The sequence below is a fragment of the Rhodococcus (subgen. Prescottella) equi genome (genome assembly GCF_003013675.1).
GTDB lineage: Bacteria > Actinomycetota > Actinomycetes > Mycobacteriales > Mycobacteriaceae > Prescottella > Prescottella equi.
Window position 1 is genome coordinate 3,274,216 of sequence record NZ_CP027793.1, and the last position, 22,485, is coordinate 3,296,700.

General features: G+C 68.9%; 22 protein-coding genes and 2 tRNA genes. 10 read left to right on the forward strand and 14 right to left on the reverse strand.

The window, feature by feature from the left end:
* Positions 1-212: 212 nt before the first annotated feature.
* The 6 genes from C7H75_RS15285 to C7H75_RS15315 all read right to left on the reverse strand — a co-directional run bounded on the left by C7H75_RS15285 (position 213) and on the right by C7H75_RS15315 (position 5,832).
* Entirely contained in the window at positions 213-722 is a 510-nt protein-coding gene (locus C7H75_RS15285) for a DUF3145 domain-containing protein (protein WP_013416449.1), read from the reverse strand.
* Between the two features lie 139 nt (positions 723-861).
* Positions 862-1,683 (reverse strand): serine hydrolase domain-containing protein, encoded by an 822-nt coding sequence (locus C7H75_RS15290; protein WP_064078957.1) that lies wholly within the window; start codon positions 1,681-1,683, stop codon positions 862-864.
* Between the two features lie 34 nt (positions 1,684-1,717).
* Positions 1,718-2,845, reverse strand: coding sequence for an NDMA-dependent alcohol dehydrogenase (locus C7H75_RS15295; RefSeq protein ID WP_005512363.1), 1,128 nt, complete (start codon positions 2,843-2,845; stop codon positions 1,718-1,720).
* Between the two features lie 195 nt (positions 2,846-3,040).
* Positions 3,041-4,378 carry a WS/DGAT domain-containing protein gene (locus C7H75_RS15300; RefSeq protein ID WP_064078955.1) on the reverse strand — a complete coding sequence of 446 codons (1,338 nt, stop codon included), beginning with the start codon at positions 4,376-4,378 and terminating at the stop codon, positions 3,041-3,043.
* A gap of 72 nt (positions 4,379-4,450) precedes the next feature.
* Positions 4,451-5,176: an MBL fold metallo-hydrolase gene (locus C7H75_RS15305; RefSeq protein ID WP_064078954.1), complete on the reverse strand. Its 726-nt coding sequence runs from the start codon at positions 5,174-5,176 to the stop codon at positions 4,451-4,453.
* 582 nt (positions 5,177-5,758) lie between these two features.
* Positions 5,759-5,832, reverse strand: a tRNA-Ile gene (locus C7H75_RS15315).
* 165 nt (positions 5,833-5,997) lie between these two features.
* Here C7H75_RS15315 and C7H75_RS15320 point away from each other — a divergent pair.
* Positions 5,998-6,684: a 3'-5' exonuclease gene (locus C7H75_RS15320; protein WP_064078953.1), complete on the forward strand. Its 687-nt coding sequence runs from the start codon at positions 5,998-6,000 to the stop codon at positions 6,682-6,684.
* Positions 6,685-6,752: 68 nt separating this feature from the next.
* On the opposite strand, the gene C7H75_RS15325 is transcribed toward C7H75_RS15320, so the two are convergent.
* Positions 6,753-6,825: transfer RNA gene (locus C7H75_RS15325), tRNA-Asn, on the reverse strand.
* 136 nt (positions 6,826-6,961) lie between these two features.
* Here C7H75_RS15325 and C7H75_RS15330 point away from each other — a divergent pair.
* Positions 6,962-7,210, forward strand: a complete 249-nt coding sequence (locus C7H75_RS15330) for a hypothetical protein (RefSeq protein WP_005512358.1) — start codon at positions 6,962-6,964, stop codon at positions 7,208-7,210.
* Positions 7,211-7,229: 19 nt separating this feature from the next.
* On the opposite strand, the gene dnaG is transcribed toward C7H75_RS15330, so the two are convergent.
* The 3 genes from dnaG to C7H75_RS15345 form a co-directional block, all read right to left on the reverse strand.
* Entirely contained in the window at positions 7,230-9,158 is a 1,929-nt protein-coding gene (gene dnaG / locus C7H75_RS15335; RefSeq protein ID WP_084844327.1) for a DNA primase, read from the reverse strand.
* Positions 9,159-9,239: 81 nt separating this feature from the next.
* A complete protein-coding gene (locus C7H75_RS15340; RefSeq protein WP_106851550.1) occupies positions 9,240-10,529 on the reverse strand; it encodes a deoxyguanosinetriphosphate triphosphohydrolase in 1,290 nt (429 codons plus the stop codon).
* Entirely contained in the window at positions 10,526-11,221 is a 696-nt protein-coding gene (locus C7H75_RS15345) for a YdcF family protein (protein WP_106852022.1), read from the reverse strand. The genes C7H75_RS15340 and C7H75_RS15345 overlap by 4 nt, the downstream gene beginning before the upstream one ends.
* A gap of 67 nt (positions 11,222-11,288) precedes the next feature.
* On the opposite strand from C7H75_RS15345, the gene C7H75_RS15350 reads away from it, so the two are divergent.
* Positions 11,289-13,340, forward strand: a complete 2,052-nt coding sequence (locus C7H75_RS15350; RefSeq protein WP_106851551.1) for a TPM domain-containing protein — start codon at positions 11,289-11,291, stop codon at positions 13,338-13,340.
* An 82-nt stretch (positions 13,341-13,422) separates the two neighbouring features.
* Here the strand turns inward: C7H75_RS15350 and C7H75_RS15355 are convergent, their stop codons facing one another.
* The gene (locus C7H75_RS15355) at positions 13,423-14,814 is read right to left on the reverse strand and encodes a glycine--tRNA ligase (protein ID WP_013416457.1); all 1,392 of its coding nucleotides are present in this window, start codon (positions 14,812-14,814) and stop codon (positions 13,423-13,425) included.
* A gap of 198 nt (positions 14,815-15,012) precedes the next feature.
* On the opposite strand from C7H75_RS15355, the gene C7H75_RS15360 reads away from it, so the two are divergent.
* From C7H75_RS15360 to C7H75_RS15390, 7 genes are all read left to right on the forward strand, one after another.
* Positions 15,013-15,378 carry an ArsR/SmtB family transcription factor gene (locus C7H75_RS15360; RefSeq protein WP_037085107.1) on the forward strand — a complete coding sequence of 122 codons (366 nt, stop codon included), beginning with the start codon at positions 15,013-15,015 and terminating at the stop codon, positions 15,376-15,378.
* Positions 15,375-15,821: a Fur family transcriptional regulator gene (locus C7H75_RS15365; RefSeq protein WP_013416459.1), complete on the forward strand. Its 447-nt coding sequence runs from the start codon at positions 15,375-15,377 to the stop codon at positions 15,819-15,821. Before C7H75_RS15360 ends, C7H75_RS15365 begins: the two co-directional genes overlap by 4 nt.
* 224 nt (positions 15,822-16,045) lie before the next feature.
* Positions 16,046-16,609: an alternate-type signal peptide domain-containing protein gene (locus C7H75_RS15370; protein ID WP_081120477.1), complete on the forward strand. Its 564-nt coding sequence runs from the start codon at positions 16,046-16,048 to the stop codon at positions 16,607-16,609.
* A gap of 30 nt (positions 16,610-16,639) precedes the next feature.
* On the forward strand, positions 16,640-17,200 hold the full coding sequence (locus C7H75_RS15375) for a hypothetical protein (protein WP_084923008.1): 561 nt from the start codon (positions 16,640-16,642) through the stop codon (positions 17,198-17,200).
* The gene (locus C7H75_RS15380; RefSeq protein ID WP_005512345.1) at positions 17,197-17,745 is read left to right on the forward strand and encodes a signal peptidase I; all 549 of its coding nucleotides are present in this window, start codon (positions 17,197-17,199) and stop codon (positions 17,743-17,745) included. The genes C7H75_RS15375 and C7H75_RS15380 overlap by 4 nt, the downstream gene beginning before the upstream one ends.
* A gap of 3 nt (positions 17,746-17,748) precedes the next feature.
* Positions 17,749-18,360 (forward strand): TasA family protein, encoded by a 612-nt coding sequence (locus tag C7H75_RS15385; RefSeq protein WP_005512344.1) that lies wholly within the window; start codon positions 17,749-17,751, stop codon positions 18,358-18,360.
* Positions 18,357-20,285, forward strand: a complete 1,929-nt coding sequence (locus tag C7H75_RS15390; RefSeq protein ID WP_106851552.1) for a S24/S26 family peptidase — start codon at positions 18,357-18,359, stop codon at positions 20,283-20,285. Before C7H75_RS15385 ends, C7H75_RS15390 begins: the two co-directional genes overlap by 4 nt.
* 123 nt (positions 20,286-20,408) lie before the next feature.
* Here C7H75_RS15390 and C7H75_RS15395 read toward each other — a convergent pair whose 3' ends face one another.
* Genes C7H75_RS15395 through recO form a run of 3 tightly spaced genes read right to left on the reverse strand, consistent with a single transcriptional unit; the run spans position 20,409 to position 22,391 of the window.
* Positions 20,409-20,810 carry a YbjN domain-containing protein gene (locus C7H75_RS15395; RefSeq protein ID WP_106851553.1) on the reverse strand — a complete coding sequence of 134 codons (402 nt, stop codon included), beginning with the start codon at positions 20,808-20,810 and terminating at the stop codon, positions 20,409-20,411.
* Positions 20,807-21,619: an isoprenyl transferase gene (locus tag C7H75_RS15400; RefSeq protein WP_013416463.1), complete on the reverse strand. Its 813-nt coding sequence runs from the start codon at positions 21,617-21,619 to the stop codon at positions 20,807-20,809. The genes C7H75_RS15395 and C7H75_RS15400 overlap by 4 nt, the downstream gene beginning before the upstream one ends.
* The gene (gene recO / locus C7H75_RS15405; protein WP_013416464.1) at positions 21,576-22,391 is read right to left on the reverse strand and encodes a DNA repair protein RecO; all 816 of its coding nucleotides are present in this window, start codon (positions 22,389-22,391) and stop codon (positions 21,576-21,578) included. The genes C7H75_RS15400 and recO overlap by 44 nt, the downstream gene beginning before the upstream one ends.
* Between the last annotated feature and the right edge of the window lie 94 nt (positions 22,392-22,485).

The following is a 22,485-nucleotide window of genomic DNA, read 5'->3' on the forward strand; positions in this document are numbered from 1 at the left end:
AGTCGAACACCGCGAAGCCGAGGCCTCCCGCACCTGCGGGAGGCCTCGGCTTCGTTTCCGGCGGACCTCCCCGGACCGACGGCCGGACGCGCGCCGAAGGACGCTATCGACGTGAACCTGGCACACGACTGGACTTGCAGAAACGAATGCCCGACAACGCATTTCGGCCGTCGATGTGACACTTCGAGTGAGGCGCCCCAGATTTCGGAACGTCAGCCGACGTCGCGGTGGAGCCACGTCACCTCGGCGCCCTCACCGCCGCTGCGGTACGACTCGAGCACCTCGTCCCACTCGGTCCCGAGAGCGTGCTCGATCGCCTCGGCCAGACCGCTCCCGCCCGCGAGCAGCGACCGCAGGCGCATCTCCCCCACCACCACGTCACCGCACGCGCTCGTCGCGCCGTGCCACAGGCCGAGGCCGGGGACGTGACTGAACCGCTCGCCGTCGACGCCCTCGCTGGGGTTCTCCGTCACCTCGAAGTAGAGCAGCGGCCATGCCCGCAGCGCCGCGGCGACCCGGGATGCCGTGCCGACCGGGCCGATCCAGTCGCAGGTTGCCCGCAGTGTGCCGGCGGCGGCCGGCTGCGCGGTCCACTTCAGGTTGGGCCGCGCATCGAGGATCGAGGTGAGCGCCCACTCGACATGCGGGCACAGCGCGGCGGGCGACGCGTGGACGTAGACAACTCCGGCCGTCGCATCCGCGAACTGGTTCAACGAGCGCACTGCAACACCTCCAGCTTCGACGAGGGACGTCTTCCCCAACGACCTCGGCCGATACGTGGAGCCGGATGCGCCGCAACGGGACACACCGACGACCAGTGTGCCTTGTGATGCCACTGTTACGCCAGTGGTAGCTGTAAATTTATCTGCCGCGACCGCGAAGTTCGGTGGCGACCGCGTCGCTCAGGTCGGTCCACAGCGGCTTGGCCCAGTCCCCGAACGCCCGGTCCGTGAGCACCACACATGCGGCGTCCAGCGCCGGGTCGACCCACAGGAAGGTCCCGGACTGCCCGAAGTGACCGTAGGTGGCGGGCGAGTTGCCGGTGCCCGTCCAATGCGGCGACTTGCCGTTCTTGATCTCGAAACCCAGGCCCCAGTCGTTGGGGCGCTGCGGGCCGTAGCCGGGGAGCAGTCCCGCCAGCCCCGGGAACTGCACGGCGGTGGCCTCGGCCAGCATCTGTGGGGAGACCAGCGTCGGCCTGAGTAGTTCGGCCGCGAATCGGCTCAGGTCGTCGATGCCGGCCTGCGCGCCGTGGCCGGCCGGCCCGACGAGAGCGGCCGTGGCCATCCCGAGCGGTTGGAACACGGCCTCGGCCACGTAGTCCGGGAACGCAATGCCCGTCTCGGCCTCGACGAAGTCCGCCAGTACCTCGAAGCCCGCACTCGAGTAGATGCGCTTGGCGCCCGGCTCCGCCTGCACCCGGTTCTCCCCGAAGGCGAGACCCGACGCATGCGCGAGCAGGTGCCGCACGGTGGCGCCCGGTGGGCCGGCCGGCTGATCCAGCTCCACCGCGCCTTCCTCCACCGCGACCAGGGTGGCGTACGCGCACAACAGCTTCGTCACCGACGCGAGCGGGTAGATCCGCTGCCCGTCACCGAAATGCGCAACGCCTCGGCTGCCGTCGACGACGGCAGCCGAGGCGTTGTCCACCGGCCATTGCCCGATCCGATCGAGAGTCTGCACCCGATCAGACTACGAGGGCGGTCTGGTCAGGAATTCACCAGTCTGCTTCGGTGTAGCGGATGACACCGCGGATGTTCTTGTTGTCGAGCATGTCCTGGTAGCCCTCGTTGAGCTGCTCGAGCGAGTAGGTGTTGGTCACCATGTCCTCGAGGTTCAACAGCCCGGCCCGGTACAGATTCAGCAGGTTCGGGATGTCGACGCGGGCGTTGCAGCCGCCGAAGATGTTGCCCTTGAGATCCTTCTGCAGCATCGACATCAGGAACGTGTTGAGCTTGACGTCCATGTCGGCCATGTGACCCATCGCGGTGACGACGCAACGGCCGTTCTTCGCGGTGAGCGTCATGGCGGGATCGATGTACTCACCCTTCATCTCGCCGACCGTGATGATCGTCTTGTGGCACATGCGGCCCCACGTGATCTCCATGATCGGTGCGATCGCCTCTTCCATCGACGGGAAGGCGTGCGTGGCACCGAACTTGAGGGCCTGCTCCCGCTTGAAGGGCGACGGGTCGATCGCGAACACGTAGCGTGCGCCCGACGCGACGGCGCCCTGCAGTGCGCTCATGCCGACGCCGCCGACTCCGATGATGGCCACCGACTCACCCGGCTTGACCTCGGCGATGTGCGTCGCCGAACCCCAACCGGTCGGGACACCACAGCCGACGAGGGCCGCGAGCTCGAACGGGATGTCCTTGTCGATCTTGACGACGGAGGACTCGTGCACCGTCATGTACGGAGCGAACGTGCCGAGCAGGCACATCGGGATCACGTTCTGCCCGCGCGCCTGGATGCGGTAGGTGCCGTCGGAGATGGCCTGGCCGCTGAGCAGCCCCATGCCCAGATCGCACAGGTTCGAGTGCCCCTCCGAGCACGACGGACAGCGTCCACAGGCCGGGATGAACGACAGTACGACGTGGTCGCCGACCTCGACGCCCGTGACGCCCTCGCCGACCTTGGTGATGACGCCGGAGCCTTCGTGGCCACCCATCGCGGGGTAGGACGGCATCGGCGTCGCACCGGTCACGATGTGGTGATCGGAGTGGCACATGCCGGCAGCTTCCATGCGGATCTGCACTTCACCGGCAACCGGGTCACCGAGTTCGATCTCCTCGATCGACCACTTCTCGTTGACACCCCACAGCAGCGCGCCCTTGGTCTTCATTGCTTCCGCCCTTCGATACCGACTACCAATGGCTGTGACGATAGCCACAAATCTTCCAAATTGAAACATGTTCTAGGTGTCGAGTAGTGAAACCACCCGCTGAGCGGGAGATTTACAGCGCGCTCGTCGGTGTAACGCGTGTCGGTGAGTCGGTCGGTCGACCAGTTGCGAGCGCACGCGACCCGGATCGACGGATCACGTGAGGGCCCGGAACGCGGCGTACTCCTTCGCCAGCAGATCCATGTAGTGGTCGATGTCCGGCAGCATCCCGGTGTCGCAGGACACCGAGAGTGTGAGCGCGTCGCCGATCGACGTGGCGACGTGGCCCACCCCGCGGCCGTCGATCACGTCCCCCACGCTCACCGTCGTGTGCACCGGGATTCCGAGGAACTCGAGGTCCGCGGCACCGCGGGGCACATTGCTGACGATCGTGTTCGGATGCCCGATCACCTCCGTATCCGCGCCGGGACGCGCGGACGGGGCGGTCAGCCGCCGGAGGAGCGGAGCCGGAAGTGAATCGAGGATCTGCATCCGGTCGGATCCGGATCGCTCGGCGCGGCCGCGTTCGCGGCCGGCGGAGTCGGAGATGGCGGCGAGACGCTCGCAGCGATCCTCGAGATCGGTGTGGAGATCGACGATCATGGAGACGATCTGGTTACCGACGGGCGGCCCACCCGCGCGAAGCGACAGCGGCACGTGGGCGGCCAGGGACGCGGCCGGCAGCTCGCCCGCCTCGACGAGGTAGGCGCGCTGGGCGCCCGCCACGACCGCGACCAACAGTTCGTTGATCGTGTACTCCCCCAGAGCTTTCGCGGTGGACTTGGCCTCACCGACCGTGAGATTGAGAAATCGATGCGCGCGGCCACCGTCTGCGCGGCCGTTGAATCGGGTGCGCGGGTGCAGCGGGGCCGGCATCGGGACGTCGTCGGCGCGCCGCGCCGCAGCCCATTGCCGGACACCCACTCGACCCGTGCGGGCCAGCAGCGCGGGAAGGCGGACCGGCGCCGCGAGCCACCACGGCACGCTTCTACCGAATCGCCATTGCGTGGTGGCACTTTTGCCGAAAAGGGAACGGAGGAGATGAACGAACCCGAGACCGTCCGTCACGGAATGGTGAAGCCGGAGAGCGAAGACGACCGCTCGATCCGGGAACCCGTCCACGCCCGTGACACCGGTGAAGACCGAGGCCCGCCACGGCGGCATGTTCGGAGGGAGGCCGTCCGCGGTCATCTGCACCAGCTTCTCCCCCAACGTTTCCCACCCGGAGTCGGTGTGTTGCTCGACCGAGACGTGTCGCGCGACGTCGACGTTGCCCGGCACCCAGCGTGGGTGATCGAGCGACCACGGCACCGGGGCCAGTCGGTGGGTGAGGATGGGCGAGCGGTCCAACCGCTGCGCGATCCATCGTTCGACCTCGGCCTGGCCGATGCCACCGGTGTCCTCGAACACCAGTACACCGACCATCGTCGGTCGGTTCCACAAGTAGAAGATGGTGTCCGCCGCCGAAAGTCGAGCAGGTGCGATGAATGCCATGCCCGAACCGTACCGCTCGGTCGGTCATCCGACCGGGCACGGACTAGGTCGGCGATGCACGCGCGTGCTCGTTCACGTGCCGGGCGCGAACGGGTCCGTCGCGGCCGCGATCCGCCCGGACGCGTTCACCAGCACGGCTTCGCCGTGGCCGAAGCCCGCGATCCGGGCGCCGGTACCGGCGAGCACGGTCAGGGACCGGGCCGCCGCCGCCCGGTCCGTGTCGAACACACCCAGAATGACGTCGCCGTCGAACTCGGCCACAGCATCGCCCGTCAGGAGGGCCGAGACGTCAGGCAGGAACACGGCGATACTCCCCGGAGTGTGGCCGGGAGCAGCCAAGACACGCGCCCCACCGGCGAAGTCGAGGACGTCGCCGTCGCGCACCAACCGGTCGACACGACACGGCGGACCGTGGGACGGCTCGTCGGACTCCGCGTGGATCGTCTTCTCCGCTTCGGTGAGGACGGGGAGTGGACCTCGCTGCGTACCCGTCACGAAGGGCGCATCGAGCTCGCCGGCGATCACCTCGACGGGCGCCCAGGTGGCGATCTCCGCCGCGGACCCGGCGTGGTCCTCGTGAAAATGTGTGAGCACGATGCTCCGGACATCGGCGCGGTCGCGTCCGAGCGCCGCCAGCGCCGCCGCGATCAAGTCCGCACTGTCCGGCCATCCTGTGTCGACGAGCGTGACGCCGTCCTCGCCGAGCCAGAGGAAACAGTTCAACAGGTGCGCCGGACCCGTGGGGATCCGCAGCCCGAACAACGCGGGGGCCAACTGCTGAAGATCAGGACTGGACATGCCGGAACACTACGTCGACAGGCGCGGGAGGACGTTCTATTTCGTTCTCGGCGAACATGTTCCGGACATTCAGACCGCGCTGTCGCCCCGAGTCCTCCACTGACCGCGTACCGAACCTGTTGATTTCCGAACAGTGGAAACAGGTATCCGAACAGGTATTCGTGCCCTGGGCCACCCCGGTGACCCGCGTGCACACTGAGCCGGTATCGATCAGCAGGATCTGCGGGAGAGTGCCTCGTGACGCTTCGACTTCGATCTGCGGCCGGCAGACCATGACGTGCTTCGGATACCGCTTCGCGACCGCCGACTCCGGACTGCTCCGAACCGCACGCGCCCTCGCCGGCGTCCTGACGAACCCGGTCCCGACAGGATCCGTCGTCACGGCTCGTCCGGTGATCCGTGGACTGCGAACCTGGGACCACGCGCCGAGAACGATCGCGATCATCGCCCTCGACAGTGGCGTGTGGTGCTACGCGTGGCTCCTCGGCGGGAACGGCGCCCGAGGTGCGCGGGCCAGACTCCTCGGTCGCGCACCCGGCGACAAGTACCCGACCTTTGCCACGAATTCGGCGCCGGCCTGTGTGGGGCGGGCGGGGCTCGAACCCGCGACCAATGGATTATGAGTCCACGGCTCTAACCGACTGAGCTACCGCCCCGTACCGCGGCGTGTGTCGCCGACCGCCGAATGTTACCGCCCGAGCCCGGCGGCGCGGCGGCGCGGGTGCCGTGTGTCGCGGCCCGAGGCGCGCTGTCGGTACCTGCGAGCAGACTGACCGGCGAACAACCGAGCAACAAGCTCGGACGAATGCCGAAGGACCGCAATGACCCACTGGACCACCCGACCGATCTGCGCTTTCGATCTGGAAACCACAGGCCGAGACCCACTCTCGGCCCGAATCGTCACCGGGTCGGTGGTCACGGTCGGCGGCGAGGGGCACCGGACCCGGAACTGGATCGTCGATCCGGGCGTCGAGATCCCGGTCGACGCGGCCGCCGTTCACGGCATCTCCACCGCGCAGGCACGCGAACGCGGCCAGGACTATGCGTCGGGCTACCGGGAGATCCGCAGCGCGCTCACGGACGCGTGGGCGGCCGGCCATGTCGTCGTCGCCTTCAACGCGGCCTACGACCTCACCGTCCTGGACACCGAGGGGCGCCGGCTCGGGTGGCCGCCGCTGTCGGGCTACGGTCTCGTCGTCGACCCCTACGTCATCGATCGGGAGATGGATCGTGACAGGCGCGGCAAGCGCACACTTGGCGCACTGTGCGAGCACTACGGGGTGGTGCTGGCGGCTGCGCACGAGGCCGAGTCGGACGCCCTGGCCGCGGCGGAGCTGGCCCGGATCCTGCCCCGGCGGTTCCCCCACCTCGCGGCCCTCGACGACGTCATGACCAGCCAGGCCGCGTGGCACGCCGAGCGTCAGCGTGACCTCGTCGAGTACCTGCGGAGCGAGGGCCGCGACGCGTCCGACGTCGACGGGCGGTGGCCCATCCGCGGCGCGGCGTGACCGCCCGCATCACGGCCGAAAACGACCGAAGGCCCCTCACCCGCTAGGGTGAGAGGCCTTCGTTCGGGCTCCCCCGGCTGGACTCGAACCAGCAACCGTTCGATTAACAGTCGAATGCTCTGCCAATTGAGCTACAGGGGATTGTCCTGCTCGGCGCTGCCCTTTCCGGCGGCGCCTGAGAAACTGTAGCCCATACCCCCACCCGAGTACCAAATCGCCTGAACAGAGACCGATCAGGCAGGATGTACACAGGCACTTCGACGGGAGGAATCCGGAAATGTTGCGGTTGTTGGTAGGCGTCGCTGCGGGCTACGTCCTGGGTACCCGGGCCGGCCGGGCCCGGTACGAACAGATCAGTAAGGCAGCCAAGGCCGTGGCGACCAGCCCTGCCACCAAGAAGGCGATCGAGGTGGGCCGGCAGAAACTCTCGGACTCCCTCAGCACACAGCCCAAGCTCGAACCGATGAAGCCGATCGACGAGCAGACGACGATCCTCGTTCCCCAGGACCAACTGCGCCGCAATTGAGCCGCGGATGCGGCGGGGGTCAGGCGATGCCCTCGCCGCTGGTGTCGCCGATCGCCTGATCGAGCAGGCTGCGCCGGTACTGCTCGAGCGCGACCAGATCCCCCAGGAGGGAATGGAACTCGTCGGAGTCGGTGGTCGGTGAGATGCGCTGCAACTTCGACTTCAACTCGGCCACCTGCTCGCCCACCCACACCTCCTGCAGACGCGCGAGCACGCCCCGGATGTACCGCGGGGCGACGTCCTCGTCGGTGGGCAGTGGATCGACTGCGAGTTCCATCACGATCGAGTGCACGGTGCCCTCACCGGCAGCGCGGCCGACCGCGTCCACCCACTCGGCGCCGCCGAGGCCCGCGCTCGTGCCGCCGGCCGCGGCGACCGCCTCACGGACCGCCGCGTAGGCGGGATGGGTGAACGATTCCGGCGGCAACGAGTCGAAGACGGTGCCCGCGATGGCGGGATACTGGAGCGCCGCCTTGAGGGCGTCGCGCTGCGGCCACAGCGCCGGGTCGTTGGGCCGCGGACGCGCGATCCCCGGCGCCGGCGCGGGGAACGCCTCGACCTGCGCGGGATCGACGGGACGACGTTTCGCGGCGGGGGCACCGCCGCCGCGGGCGAACTTGCGCGCCTCGTCGCGCACCCGACGTCGAACGGCGGGGATGTCGTCCCAGCCCACCCAACCGGACAACTGCACCGCGTACCCGTCCCGCAGCGTCGGTTCCTTGATCCGGGCCACCACTGGGACGGTGCGGCGCAGAGCTTCCACGCGCCCCTCCGCGGTGTCCAGATCGTGTTCGGCAAGAAGGGATTTGACGACGAACTCGAACATCGGAGTGCGGCGCGCCACGAGGTCGCGGACCGCGGCGTCCCCGGACTTCTGCCGCAGTTCGCAGGGATCCATCCCGTCCGGCGCGATCGCGACGAACGTCTGCCCCGCCATCTTCTGATCGCCCTCGAACGCCTTCATAGCGGCCGCCTGACCCGCGGCGTCGCCGTCGAAGGTGTAGATCACCTCACCGCGAAAGTAGCTGTCGTCCATCAATAGTCGGCGCAGCATCGCGAGATGTTCGTCACCGAAGGCGGTGCCGCACGAGGCGACGGCGGTCTTCACCCCGGCCAGGTGCATCGCCATGACGTCGGTGTAGCCCTCCACCACCACCGCTTGATGGCCCTTGGCGATATCCCGCTTGGCCAGGTCCAGACCGAACAACACGTTCGACTTCTTGTAGAGGATCGTCTCGGGGGTGTTGACGTACTTGCCGGGCATGGTGTCGTCGTCGAACAGCTTGCGCGCTCCGAAGCCGATGACATCGCCCGCGAGGTTGCGGATCGGCCACAGCAGCCGACGGTGGAACCGGTCGATCGGGCCGCGACGCCCCTCTTTCGACAGGCCTGCCGCCTCGAGTTCCTTGGCCTCGAATCCCTTCGCCATCAGATGCTTGGTGAGCGTGTCCCACCCGTCCGGGGCGTAGCCGCAGCCGAATTGGGCGGCCGCGGCGGCGTCGAAGTTGCGTTCGGTGAGGTAGTCGCGGGCGGCCTGCGCGTCGGGTTCCTTCAACCGGGCCGCGTAGAACTCCTGCGCGGCGGCGTTGGCCGCGACCAACCGCGCTCGGGTGCCGCGGTCGCGCTGGACCGACGGGCCGCCGCCCTCGTACGAGATCTGGTAGCCGACGCGGTCGGCGAGCTGCTCGACGGCCTCCACGAAGCTGACGTGCTCGATCTTCTGCAGGAACGAGTAGACGTCGCCGCCCTCGCCGCAGCCGAAGCAGTGGAAGTGGCCGTGATTGGGGCGGACGTGGAACGACGGCGACTTCTCGTCGTGGAAGGGGCACAGCCCCTTCATGGAATCGCCGCCCGCGCGCTTGAGCGAGACGTACTCGCCGACGATGTCCTCGATCCGGGTGCGCTCGCGAACGGCCGCGATGTCTCTGTCAGGGATTCGGCCGGCCACCACGACAGTCTAGGCGCTTCGCGCCCGTGCGCCTTTCCGGTAGCCCGCACCACCGAAAAGGCGCACGGGCAGCTCCGCTGCCTACCCCCAGCTCGCCTGGGCCCCGAGGCTCTGCTTGTCGATCCGCTCGAGGCGGGTCTCGGTGCACGACGCGATCTGGTCGACCACCACCCGCACCCGGGCGGCTTCGTCTGCGGCCCGTTCCCAGGCGGGAAGGAACAGCGGATCGAGGCCGGCGGGTGCGGTGCGCAGGAGCCATTCGGCGACGCGGTGGATCCGCTCCCGCTGCCGGCCCTGATGCTTGAGATGTCCGGCGTCGGACATCACGTAGTACAGCGCGACCGTCTTCAGCAGCACCACCTCGGCCGCGACGATCGGAGGCACCTCCAGGTCGGCCTGATACCGCGCGAGCGGTCCGGGCCCGGTCACCACCCGGGTCCCCGCGACCGCCGCGGACGCGAAGCGACCCACCAGTTCGCTGGTGAGATTCTTCAGAGCGACCGCGCTCGTCAGGGTGCCGTCGTAGCTGCCGACCGCCGCGACCACCGGCAGCCGCGACAACCGGGACGCGGCCTCCACCAGTTCGTCGACGGCGGGCCCCGGGAAGCGCGCCGCCCCCAGTTCGGCCAGCGCCCGGACCTCCGCGGCGTCGGCCAGCGCCCGCAGATCGATGCGTCCGGCGATGACGCCGTCCTCGACGTCGTGGACCGAGTAGGCGACGTCGTCGGCCCAGTCCATCACCTGCGCCTCGAGGCACTTGCGGCGCTCCGGTGCGCCCTCGCGGATCCACGCCAGGATCGCGGCGTCGTCGTCGTACGCACCGAACTTGGCGCCCGGCCGCGGACGGGTCCACGGGTACTTGATCGCCGCGTCGAGCGACGCCCGCGTCAGATTGAGCCCCACGCTCCGCCCCTCGGCGTCGAGCACCTTGGGCTCGAGGCTGGTGAGGATGCGCAGATTCTGGGCGTTGCCCTCGAAGCCGCCGCACACCGCCGCCACCTCGTCGAGCGCTTTCTCCCCGTTGTGCCCGTACGGCGGGTGGCCGATGTCGTGCGCCAGCCCCGCCAGATCGACCAGGTCGGGATCGAGCCCGAGTCCGTCGGCGATGCCGCGGCCGATCTGCGCCACCTCGATCGAGTGGGTGAGCCGGGTGCGCGGGGTGTCGCCGTCCCGCGGCCCCACCACCTGCGTCTTGTCCGCGAGCCGGCGCAGCGCAGCGGAGTGCTGCACCCGGGCACGGTCACGGGAGAAGGGGCTGCGGTGCTGCGCCCCGTCGACACCAGACGTGAGGTCGGCCGTCTTGGGCGCCTCGGTGACACGGCGTTGCAGGTCGTGCGCGGTATACGTCGCACGGTTGAAGGAGTCCGTCATTGACCCGCCGTGTAGCCGAAGTCCGCCGAGAAGTGCGTCAGCTGGTACCACAGCAGAGCGCCTGTCTCCCTGACGATTCCGTGCAGTTGCGACTCGCGGGTCATTACAGCGGGACCTTGCCGCGTGGGCGCCGTCCAGGCGTCCAGCCCCGCGTCGCGGGCCATCGTCCGGGTGCGCAGCGAGTGCCACGGGTCGCTCACGAGGACCGCGGAGTGCAGGCCGCGCGCGCCCATCTCCCGGCTGACCGCCTCCACGCTCAGCAGGGTGTCGGACCCCTCTTCGACCGCGACGATCGCGCCACCCGGCACGCCCTGGTCCATGAGGTAGTTGCGGCCGGACGCGGCCTCGGTGTACTCGTCGCCCTCCTGCTTGCCGCCGACCGTCACGATCGTCGCGGCGACGCCCTGCTCGTAGAGCTTGTGGGCCTGGTCGAGCCGGGCCTCGAACACCGACGACGGGGTGCCGTCGTACTGCGCGGCGCCGAGCACGACGATCGCGTCGGCGGGTGTGGTGTCGGTGACCCGGGCCACCTGCCACACCCGGAGCGCGGTCCCGCCGACCAGCACCACACCGATCAGCAGTGCGCCGAGCCCGATTCTGGTGGTCCATCGGGCGAGCGCGGCACCGAAGGACCGGCGCGGCACGGGACGTGACGACAACTCCGGCGGGTCGTAGCTGGGCGCGGTACTCACTCCCCGATTCTGCCAGTCGCCCACCGGGGCCGCCGATGACGACGCGCCAAGCGGATAGATTCGTCACATGGCCCAGGCTCTGTCGCGTCCCCTCCCCCGCCTCTGTGTCGCCCGACGGCCCGCCGCCGTCGTCGGGGCGCTGTTCGTCCTACTCGCTCTCGTGTTCGCACCCGCGACCGCGACGGCCGAGGCGCCGCTGCGGCTGCCGGACCACATCACCGATACCGCCGGGGTCCTCGACGCCGGGCAGCGGGCAGACGTCCAGAACGCCCTCGACACGCTGTACGACGAACACAAGGTCAGTCTCTGGGTGGTCTACACCGCGGACTTCGACGGCCTGTCGCGTGAGGCATGGGGCCAGCAGACGGCGAAGCTGAGCGCTCTCGGAAACCGGGACGCGCTCCTCGCGGTCGCGACGAACGCCGGCGACTACGACTTCGACGTCCCCCAGGCACTCTCGGAGGTCACCGACTCCGAGCTCGAATCGATTCGTCAGGACTTGGTGCAACCCGCTCTGCGCGAGGGCGATTGGGCCGGTGCCGCGATCGCCGCGGCGGGCGGGCTGGGGGACGCGATGACCGCGACCAACACGTCGTTGAAGGTCCTCGGCGTCGGTATCGGCGTGGTCGTCGTGGCCGGTGCCGGCGTCTACCTGTACTCGCGCAAGAAGCGAGGTGACCGACTGGAGTCGTCGATCGCGCAGGCACGGCAGGTCGATCCGACCGACGCCGCCGCGCTGTCGGCGCTGCCGATCCCGGCGCTCGACGCGCTCGCGAAGGACGAACTGGTGGAGATGGACAACGCCATCCGCACCAGCGAGGAGGAACTGAACCTGGCCGTCGGCGAGTTCGGGGCGGACGCGACCGCGCCGTTCACCGCCGCGTACGACCGGGCCAAGGCGACGCTCGCGTCGGCGTTCGCGATCCGTCAACGCCTCGACGACGACATCCCCGAGACGCCCGAGCAGCAGCGACAGATGCTGGTCGAACTCATCACGACCTGCGAGCGCGCCGACCGCGAGCTCAATGCCCGTGTCACCGAATTCGATGCGATGCGCGACCTGCTGCTCGACGCCCCCGCCCGACTCGACGCCCTCACCCAGGCCGTGGTGGCCCTCACCGTCCGCATCCCCGAGGCCGAGGCCACGCTCGCCGCACTCGGCGGTCAGTTCCCGGCGTCGGTGCTGGCGACCGTGCACGACAACCCGGCCATGGCACGCGAACGGATCACCTTCGCGGAGCAGAACATCGAGGCCGGCCGTAAGGCCGCGACGCTTCCGGCGGGCAAGCAGGGCCCGGCAGTCGTCGCGATCCGCGCCGCCGAGGGCGCGCTCGACCAGGCTCGCCAACTGCTCGACGCGGTCGATCGCGCCGACACCGACATCCGGCACGCCATCGCGACCCTGCCCGCAGCGATGGCCGACGTGCAGGAGGGCATCGACGCCGCCGGACCGCTCGCGGAAAAGGGCGGACCGGAGCTCGCGGAGGCGAAGGCCGCCGCGGAGGCGGCGTTGCAGAATGCGCAGTCCGCCAAGGACACCGACCCGCTCGGCAGTTTCACCAAGGTGGTGGAGGCCGATGCCCGCCTGGACGCCGTGCTGGCCCAGGCACAGGAGGCGAACCGGCAGGCCGAGCGGGCACGCGCGCGTCTCGATCAGGACCTGACGGCAGCGAAGTCCCAGGTGTCGGCGGCCGCCGACTTCATCTCCACCCGGCGCGGCGCCGTCGGCGCGGAGGCCCGCACCCGCCTGTCGGAAGCGCAGCGGCACCTCGAGGCGGCGCAGCAACTCGCCGAGTCGGACCCGTCGAAGGCGTTGCAGCATGCACAGTCCGCCACCCAGCTGGCGTCGCGGGCACTGTGGGCCGCGCAGGCCGACGTCAACCGCTACCAGGACAACCAGCGTCCGCCGAGCGGCGGCGTCACCGGCAGCGGCGGCAACGCCGCCGGCGCGATCCTGGGCGGCATCCTCATCGACAGCATGCTGCGCGGCGGATTCGGCGGCCGCGGCGGCAACTGGGGCGGACGGGGGGGCGGCGGCTGGGGTGGGCCGGGCCCCGGCTCCTTCGGCGGCCCGAGCAGCTCGGACCGCATCGGCCGGGGCGGCGGCGGCCGCTTCTAGACCCGAAACCTCCGGCTCCGGAAACGCCGAATGTCACATGCGTCCAGTCGAACTGAACGCATGTGACATTCGGTCGGGGAAACTAGGAGCCGATCAGGCGCTGGGCGAGGTAGCCCTCCACCTGGTCGAGGGAGACGCGCTCCTGCGCCATGGTGTCGCGCTCACGGATCGTCACGGCCTGGTCTTCGAGAGTGTCGAAATCGACCGTGATGCAGAACGGGGTGCCGATCTCGTCCTGGCGGCGGTAGCGGCGGCCGATGGCACCGGCGTCGTCGAACTCGATGTTCCAGTGCTGGCGCAGCGTGGTCGCCAGGTCCTTCGCCTTGGGCGAGAGGTCGGCGTTGCGGCTGAGCGGCAGCACCGCGGCCTTGACCGGTGCGAGACGACGGTCCAGCTTGAGCACGGTGCGCTTGTCGACGCCGCCCTTGGCGTTGGGCGCTTCGTCCTCGGTGTACGCGTCGACCAGGAAGGCCATCAGCGAACGGGTCAGGCCGGCCGCGGGCTCGATGACGTACGGCGTGTAGCGCTCACCGGACGTCTGGTCGAAGTAGCTCAGGTCGGTGCCCGACGCCTTGGCGTGCGTGGCGAGGTCGTAGTCGGTGCGGTTGGCGACGCCCTCGAGCTCGCCCCACTCGCTGCCCTGGAACTGGAAGCGGTACTCGATGTCGACGGTGCGCTTCGAGTAGTGCGACAGCTTCTCCTGCGCGTGCTCGTACAGGCGCAGGTTGTCCTTGTTGATGCCGAGGCCGGTGTACCAGTCCATGCGGTAGTCGATCCAGTACTGGTGCCACTCTTCGTCCTCGCCGGGCTTGACGAAGAACTCCATCTCCATCTGCTCGAACTCGCGGGTGCGGAAGATGAAGTTGCCCGGCGTGATCTCGTTGCGGAAGCTCTTGCCGATCTGGCCGATGCCGAACGGCGGCTTCTTGCGCGACGTGGTCAGCACGTTCGCGAAGTTCACGAAGATGCCCTGCGCGGTCTCGGGGCGCAGGTAGTGCAGGCCGGTCTCGCTGTCGACCGGGCCGAGGTAGGTCTTGAGCAGACCCGAGAACGCCTTGGGCTCGGTCCACTGCCCCTTGGTGCCGCAGTCCGGGCACACGATCTCGGTCATCGCCACGGCGTCGGGATCGTCGAGCTTGTGCTTCTCCGCGTACGCCTCCTGCAGGTGGTCCTGGCGGTGGCGCTTGTGGCAGTTGAGGCACTCGACGAGGGGGTCGGTGAACACCTCGACGTGGCCCGACGCCTCCCACACCTGGCGGGGCAGGATCACCGACGAGTCGAGGCCGACGACGTCCTCGCGGCTGGTGACCATGTTCCGCCACCACTGCTTCTTGATGTTCTCCTTCAGTTCCACGCCGAGCGGACCGTAGTCCCAGGCCGACTTGGTACCGCCGTAGATCTCACCGCATGGGTAGACGAGGCCACGGCGCTTGGCGAGGTTGGCGACGGTATCGATCTTGGACTTGGGTGCCACTTGGCTGCTCTCCATCTGGGTAATAGATGCGTGGTTCACGTGCGGATTTCGCCCGTCCAGCCTATCGGTAGCGACGGAGGCGTCCCACGTGCCCGGTTGACATGCATATTCATGCATATCAAAATGGAATTGATTTGCAATAAGGTGGCATGTCCGGGCCCGATCGGTGCCCGTCCGATCGCATGGGAGGAGGCGCACGTGAGTGTCGCCGACGCGGGCCACCTGCACCCCGGAACCGCCGATCACGGCGCCTGCTCCGAGACGGCCCCGGCACCGCTGCCGCCCAAGGAGACGCTCACCGCCGCCGGTGAGATCCTGCGGGCCCTCGCCGCGCCGGTCCGTATCGCGATCGTGCTGCAGTTACGGGAGTCGCAGCGCTGCGTCCACGAACTCGTCGCCGCACTCGGGGTCACCCAGCCACTGATCAGTCAGCACTTACGCGTACTCAAAGCCGCCGGCGTCGTGCACGGCGAGCGCAACGGACGTGAAGTGATGTACCGACTCGTCGACGACCATCTCGCCCACATCGTCGTCGACGCCGTCGCCCACGCGGAGGAAGCATGACCGAGAACGTGACCGACCCGACCGATCAGCGCGAGCGGGCCGGCCGGGCCGTGGTCGGCGTGCGCTCGACCAAGCAGCGCAGCGCCATCTCCGCACTACTCGACGACATCACCGAGTTCCGTTCGGCCCAGGAACTGCACGACGAACTGCGCCGACGCGGCCAGGGCATCGGGCTCACCACCGTGTACCGAACGCTGCAGACCCTCGCGGAGGCCGGCACCGTCGACGTGCTCCGCACCGACACCGGCGAGTCCGTGTACCGACGCTGCTCCTCCGGGCACCACCACCATCTCGTGTGCCGCGCCTGCGGATTCACCGTGGAGGTCGACGGGCCCGCCGTCGAACAGTGGTCGCAGACCATCGCCGACACCAACGGGTTCACCGACGTCAGCCACACGGTCGAGATCTTCGGTACCTGTCGGGACTGCGCGCAGGCTCGCTGACCGCGGCACTCCGCCGACCGACCGAACCTTCACGGCGCGGCCCTCCGACACGTCGATCGGTGTAGCCCCTCACCTCGTGGCCACCTCGAGGTACTCGCACTGCGCTGAGCGCTGTCGAATCCGATTCGACGAAAGCGTGCATACCAAACAACTGGTTTGGGTACGTAGTCCACAACAGCGCTCGATCGCCAATCGTCGGGGCGGAGCGCGGAGGGGAGGACACCATGAATCGGAAAGCAAAGGCCGCGTTGGCCGCCGGAGCCGCTGCCATACTGCTGCTGGGTGGTGCCGGAACGTTCGCCTTCTGGCAGGACCAGACAGAAGCGGGCGGCGGCACGATCACCTCGGGCACGCTGGCACTCAGTGAGTGCACCCCTACGTCGGGCTCGGGCTGGCGCGACGTCTCCGGTGGCCGGTCCGTCGCTGTCGACCTGCCGGATTTCCGGATCGTTCCGGGCGACACACTCGAGTACTCGTGCACCAGCACGGTCACGGCCAGCGGCACGAATCTGTCGGCGACGCTGGCCGCCGACACCTCCGAAATGTTCTCCGAACTCAGCGATCCGGCGCTGCAGGCGCAGCTGATCGACACATCTCTGACCGCCACCACGAGCAGCGGAGCCGTGCTACCCGATGCGCAGGTGACCGACCAGAACGACGGGGAAACCCTCACCATCGCAGCCCGACTCACCTTCGACCCGGAAACCTCGGGCACGATTGCCCAGGGCACCAGCGTCACCCTGAACAACGTGCTGATCACGCTCACACAGAACTTGAACCCCGCGTAGTAACCAGTCGAATCGCAGTGGGGGTGAAGAGTGCGCAGCTTCAGGTGGCTCGCCGCCGCCGGTGCGGCGGTGGCGATCGTGGCGTTCGGGGCAGCCGAGCAGACGGGTGCGCTCTGGCGCGGTGAGACGCGGATCGACGGCGGCATCATCCGGTCCGGCACGCTCGCGTTGCGGGTCGGTGGTGCGGCTCTACCGACGCAGGTTCAGAACTACCAGTTCACCAGTTTCGGGGGCACCGACCTTGGGCCGGGATCGGTGGTGCAGCGCGCCTTGACCGTTCGTAATGCCGGTGACGTCGATCTGCAGTATCGATTACAGTCGGCACGGCAGAGCTCGGCGTCGCTACCGCTCACACTCGGGGTGTGGACGGTGGCGAGCGAGAGCGGTTGTCCCGCATCGTCACCGCCCGTCGGTGCCTCGCTCTACGAGGGGCCGCTCCCCTCCGCCCAGGCGCCACCCGCGCCGCAGTGGGCGCCGGTACTGCGACCGCAGGAGACGATGGTCTGGTGCCTGCGCGCCACGGTGGGTGCGGACGCCTCACCCAACGTGTCCACCGCGGTGTCTCTCGATTTCGCAGCGAGCTCGGTATGAGCGCGTCGGCGTCGGTCGACACCGACGAAAGTCGCACCCGGTGGCTGCGGAGCGTCCTCGGGTGGGTAGTCGCGCTGGCAATGTTCGCGCTGCTGGCGGCCACCGTCCTGGTTCCGGCCGTGGCGGGAGCGGAGCGGTTCACGGTCCTCACCGGATCGATGCGCCCGACGTATCCGCCCGGCACACTTGTGATCGTGCGGCCCTCCGAGGTCGACGGACTGGCCGTCGGAACTCCGATCACCTATCAACTGGAATCGGGTCGACCCGATGTCGTGACGCACCGCATCATATCGGTGCGCCACAATCCGAAAGGCGAGGTCTCGTTCCGCACCCAGGGCGACGCCAACGACAGCCCGGACCCGAAACCGGTACGGACCGAACAGATCCGCGGACAGGTCTGGTACAGCATCCCGTATCTCGGCTACGTCAACAACTGGCTCTCCGGGCAGAAGCGCGCCGTCACCGTTGCGGGCGCCATCGTCGTGCTCGTCGCCTACGCCCTGTTCAATCTCGTCCGAGACATCCAAGTCCGCCGGAAGGGGTGACCGGTGCGCCTCTTCCCCGCTCCGCGCAGGCACCGGATCGGCATCCGGGTGCGCGCACTGCTCTGTCTCGGCGGGCTTCTCGGGATCGGTGCGGTGGGCACCCTGGCCGCGTGGAGCGACAAGGCGACAGCCACGTCCGGCACGTTCGCCACCGGCACGATCAACCTTCAACTCGACAACACGAAGACCCTGGCGTTGAACACACTCGCCGCGCTCAACCTGCTGCCGGGTGAGAGCGTCGCGGCCGCCGTGACCGTGCAGAACAGGGGCACTCTGCCGCTCACCTACACGATGGCGGCGACCACCCCCACAGGGAGCTCGGAGGTCGCCGCGCACGTGGTGGTGGCCGCGTACTCCGGCGGTGCGGCGACCAACGGCGCCACCAACGGTTTACGCGCCGGTTCCTGCAGCGGCACCAAGATCGCGGAGTCCGCGCTCACGGCCGGCGGTTCCGCGCCGATGGTGTCCACGCCACGCCCCGTCGCCGCGCGCACCGGCACGGAAGCGCTGTGCGTGACCGTCCGACTGGCGCCGTCCGCACCGGTGAGTGTGCAGAACCAAATGCTCAACACAGTGCGCCTGGTGTTCACGGCCGCCGCCGGGAGGCAATCATGAGACGGGTGATCCGCATAGCGCTGTGGGTGGGCGCGGTAGTCGGCAGCCTCTGCATCGTCGCCGCAGTGGCGGCGCTGGCGTTCGGGATCAAGCCACTGATCTTCCGCTCCGGCTCCATGGAACCCGAGATCGGCACCGGTGCACTCGCCTTCTCGCGCACCGTGGCGGCCTCCGATCTCCACCCGGGCGACATAGCGTGCGTCGAAGACCAAGCCGGGCAGCGGATCACGCACCGCGTGGTGGCGGTGGACGCGGTCGCGGACGACACAGCCACGTTGCGGCTGAAGGGAGATGCGAACGCAGACGAGGACGTGCAGCGGTATCACGTGGAGACCGCGGGAAGGGTCTTCCTCCACGTCGAGAAACTCGGATATGCGGTGGTGTGGTTGTCGAGCCCGCCGGCCGTGTTCGCCGGTGGGATCCTGGTGGGCCTACTGGTCGCAGTGGCCGTCAAACCCGACTGGCTCGATCACCGCCGGGGGGCTCGGGACGAACGGGGCAGCAGCCCGGCGCTCACGGCGGGAGCCGTGCTCGCGGCGGCGACGCTGACGCTCACCGGAGTGGTGCGGGTGCCGACCACCGCCGCGGCCTATGCCGACACCGCAACGGCGGTCACCGGCGGATTCGGAACGAAGGCGGCCTTCGTGCCTCGTATTGCGGCGACGAGCGGTACCAACACCTATGTCACCTGCAGCGACAAGAGCGTCTCCGGGCCGGACCCCGTCACCCTGTCGTGGTCGCATCTGGGCGCCCCGTACCGGTACCGGATCATTCTGCGGGACCTGGACGGGATGATCTGGCGCACATGGGACGTCACCCCCGCGAGCGGCAAGACCGGTGATCCGGTGTCGTTCACCATCGACGGCGCCGGCCTGCCCTCACACGCCGCGATCTGGCAGTACAACGCCGAGATCCACACGATGCTGCCGGGCCCGCCCGTCTCCTCGGGCGCCGTCTCCACCGACTGGCGCGGAATCGGCGTCTCACAGCACCTCCAACTGGGCAACGAGGACCTGTTCTGCAGCAACCGCGGCGAGCAGTCCGGCTCGCCGGCGTACGTTCCGCCCCCGGCGTCGGTGACGTGTGTGTCCCAACCGGCCGGGGCGCAGCCGGCACGCGCGGTCCTGTCGTGGCCGCACCTGGGACCGCCGTACACGTACACCGTCTCGGTACGTAACGAGAACAACCGCAACATCGTGCTCAGGCGGACGGTGACCTCGGTACCCGCACAGCCCGGTCAACTGGTCAACACCACCGTCTCCGGTTCGGACCTGGATTCCGGGACACTCTCCGGCACCGCTGCGGTCGCGGAGATCCGGACCCTGAGCGGCTCCGCGGAATCCGCGGAATTCGTGACCCAGCGGCTCACCGTGAGCAGGACTGCGACCGCCTGCGCCGCCGCAGCTCTCACCAGATCGGCACCCGACGCGACGACCGGGACCTCGGCCCCCGATACGACGCCCCCGAGCACTTCACAGATACGCCCGACACGGACCTCGGACGCCGAACCGACAATCGGTACGTCACAGTCTCCGGCGTCTTCGACCACGACGCCCCCTGTTCCCGCGACTCCCCCATCGGAGCCGGAGTCGACCCCGCCGCCCACCGAACCGACAGCCGAAACCACCGTGCCCCCGATGCCTTCCACCACCGAACAGGTCGGTGCCACAACCACGTCGGACAGCGGACGGCAAGCTCGGCTCGTGCACGACGACCGGTGGTGGGTCCAGGTCGTCGACGGTTCCGGCGTCGAGGTCACACGTGTCTCGGCGGAGCCGGACACCCGGATGCACTGGTTGAGGGGAACCGACCAGCTGTGGCTCTCGTGGGCCGCCGGCCCGGTCTACCTGGACGGCACCACGAGTTGGAAACCGACGCAGCCGCAGAGTCCGGTCCCCGCAGAGATCGAGGAGGCGTTCACGTGACCGGCCGGCCGTGCGGCGCGAGTAGGGGGACTTTCGGTGGGGAACAACTGCGCGGCGATCGCCGCATTCGCCGTCTCCGCAACGACGGACCCTGGCCGAGATCGGCACTCGGCCGCGGAACCCTTACGCCAGCAGTCCCCCACGCGCGTCCTCGATGCCCGACAGCACGAGCAGCAGCATCGTCGCGAGTGGTGCATCGGTCAGGCCCGTGGCTGGGAAGGTGTAGCGCAGCACGACGTCCGCCAGATTCCCGCGCGTGATCATGCTGATCGATCCGAACTGCGCCTGCGCGTTACGCTCGGCGACCCGCTCGAGCAGCGCCGCGGTGTACGTCCGGTCCCACGCCAGCACCCCGGTCAGCGACAGTACGTCCAAGCCGTCGGCGAGAGTGACGGCGCGCAGCGAGCACAACGCGCCGCCGTACTCGAACCGCAGGGAACCGTCGTCGGATTCGACGGCGACGAAACCCGCGAGCGCCGCCCGCGCCCGCTCCTGCAACGCCTCGGCCGCGTCGGGGGCGCTCACTGGTACTTCACTCCCCCGAAGCGACGATCGCGGGACGCATACTCGACGCACGCAGCCCAGAGGTCGCGGCGGTCGAAGTCCGGAAACAGCTTCTCCTGGAACACCAGTTCCGCGTACGCCGCCTGCCAGATCAGGAAGTTCGACGTCCGCTGCTCGCCGGACGGTCGCAGGAACAGGTCGACGTCGGGCATATCCGGCTCGTCGAGGTACTTCGCGAACGTGGCCTCCGAGATCTTCTCGGGATCGATCTCCCCCGCCGCGGCGCGACGGGCGATCTCCCGGGCCGCGTCGGCGATCTCGGCGCGGCCACCGTAGTTGACGCACATGGTCAGCGTCATCACGGTGTTGTCCTTGGTGAGTTCCTCCGCGATCTCGAGTTCCTTGATGACGCTGCGCCACAGCCGAGGTCGGCGCCCCGCCCACCGCACCCGCACACCCATCTCGTGCATCTCGTCGCGGCGGCGCCGGATGACGTCCCGGTTGAAGCCCATGAGGAACTTGACCTCCTCGGGGCTGCGCTTCCAGTTCTCGGTCGAGAACGCGTACGCGGACAGCCACTTCACGCCGATCTCGATGCACCCGGCGACGGTGTCCATCAGGACGTCCTCGCCGCGCTCGTGTCCCGCGGTGCGCGGCAGCCCGCGATCCTGCGCCCACCTGCCGTTGCCGTCCATGACGAGCGCCACGTGGTTGGGGATCAACTCGGGCTGCAGGATGGGCGGGCGGGCGCCCGAGGGGTGCGGGAACGGCGGGCGGATCTCCCGATCAGGCTGAGCTCGAGGTTCGCGTCGTCGAATCACGCTCCCCATCCTGCCTGACCGCCTCATCGTCCCCGACCGCCGCATGGGGTCGGTGACGTTCGATCAGCGGAAGGGTGCGCAACTGCCGTTCGAGGTGCCATTGCAGGTGCGCGGCGATCAGTCCGCTGGCCTGGCTACGCATCGCCGGCGTCGCGAGCTCGGTGTCCTTCCACTGCCCGTGCGCCAAGGCGTCCATGAGATCGAGCACTCCGGGCGACGGCGTGGCCGCACCGGGCGGTCGACAGTGCACACAGACGGCGCCACCGGCGGCGACATGGAACGCACGGTGCGGACCGGGCGCTGCACACCGCGCGCAGTCGGTGAGCGCCGGCGCCCAGCCCGCGTAGCCCATCGCCCGCAGCAGGTAGGCGTCGAGGATCAGTTCGACGGGCCGTGTCCGGTCGCCCACCGCCCGCAACGCTCCGACGGTGAGGCTGTGCAGCCGCGGGACCGGCGCCTTCTCCTCACCGGCCAGCCGCTCCGCGGTCTCGAGGATCGCGCACGCGGTGGTGTAGCGGCCGTAGTCGTCGACGATGTCGGCGCCGAACGCGTCGACGGTGCTCACCTGGGTGACGATGTCGAGGTTGCGCCCGGGATGCAACTGCACGTCGATGTGCGCGAACGGCTCGAGCCGGGCCCCGAACTTCGACTTGGTGCGGCGCACGCCCTTGGCGACCGCGCGGACCAGTCCGTGCTGCCGGGTCAGCAGGGTCACGATGCGGTCGGCCTCGCCCAGCTTGTGCTGGCGCAGCACCACCGCATAGTCCCGGTACAACCTCACGTGCCCAGTCTCCCACGCGGCACCGACGCTCACCCACAGGCGCGTCCGCCGAAACCACCCCGCAAAAAACTGCAACGCGTTACTGTTCGTTCGA

Bases quoted from the DNA above. Each gene is read 5' to 3' on its own strand.
- C7H75_RS15295 (WP_005512363.1), bottom strand. From the start codon at position 2,845: ATGAAGACCAAGGGCGCGCTGCTGTGGGGTGTCAACGAGAAGTGGTCG.
- C7H75_RS15300 (WP_064078955.1), bottom strand. From the start codon at position 4,378: ATGGCATTCATCGCACCTGCTCGACTTTCGGCGGCGGACACCATCTTC.
- C7H75_RS15305 (WP_064078954.1), bottom strand. From the start codon at position 5,176: ATGTCCAGTCCTGATCTTCAGCAGTTGGCCCCCGCGTTGTTCGGGCTG.
- C7H75_RS15320 (WP_064078953.1), top strand. From the start codon at position 5,998: ATGACCCACTGGACCACCCGACCGATCTGCGCTTTCGATCTGGAAACC.
- C7H75_RS15330 (WP_005512358.1), top strand. From the start codon at position 6,962: ATGTTGCGGTTGTTGGTAGGCGTCGCTGCGGGCTACGTCCTGGGTACC.
- C7H75_RS15340 (WP_106851550.1), bottom strand. From the start codon at position 10,529: ATGACGGACTCCTTCAACCGTGCGACGTATACCGCGCACGACCTGCAA.
- C7H75_RS15350 (WP_106851551.1), top strand. From the start codon at position 11,289: ATGGCCCAGGCTCTGTCGCGTCCCCTCCCCCGCCTCTGTGTCGCCCGA.
- C7H75_RS15365 (WP_013416459.1), top strand. From the start codon at position 15,375: ATGACCGAGAACGTGACCGACCCGACCGATCAGCGCGAGCGGGCCGGC.
- C7H75_RS15370 (WP_081120477.1), top strand. From the start codon at position 16,046: ATGAATCGGAAAGCAAAGGCCGCGTTGGCCGCCGGAGCCGCTGCCATA.
- C7H75_RS15380 (WP_005512345.1), top strand. From the start codon at position 17,197: ATGAGCGCGTCGGCGTCGGTCGACACCGACGAAAGTCGCACCCGGTGG.
- C7H75_RS15390 (WP_106851552.1), top strand. From the start codon at position 18,357: ATGAGACGGGTGATCCGCATAGCGCTGTGGGTGGGCGCGGTAGTCGGC.
- C7H75_RS15400 (WP_013416463.1), bottom strand. From the start codon at position 21,619: ATGGGGAGCGTGATTCGACGACGCGAACCTCGAGCTCAGCCTGATCGG.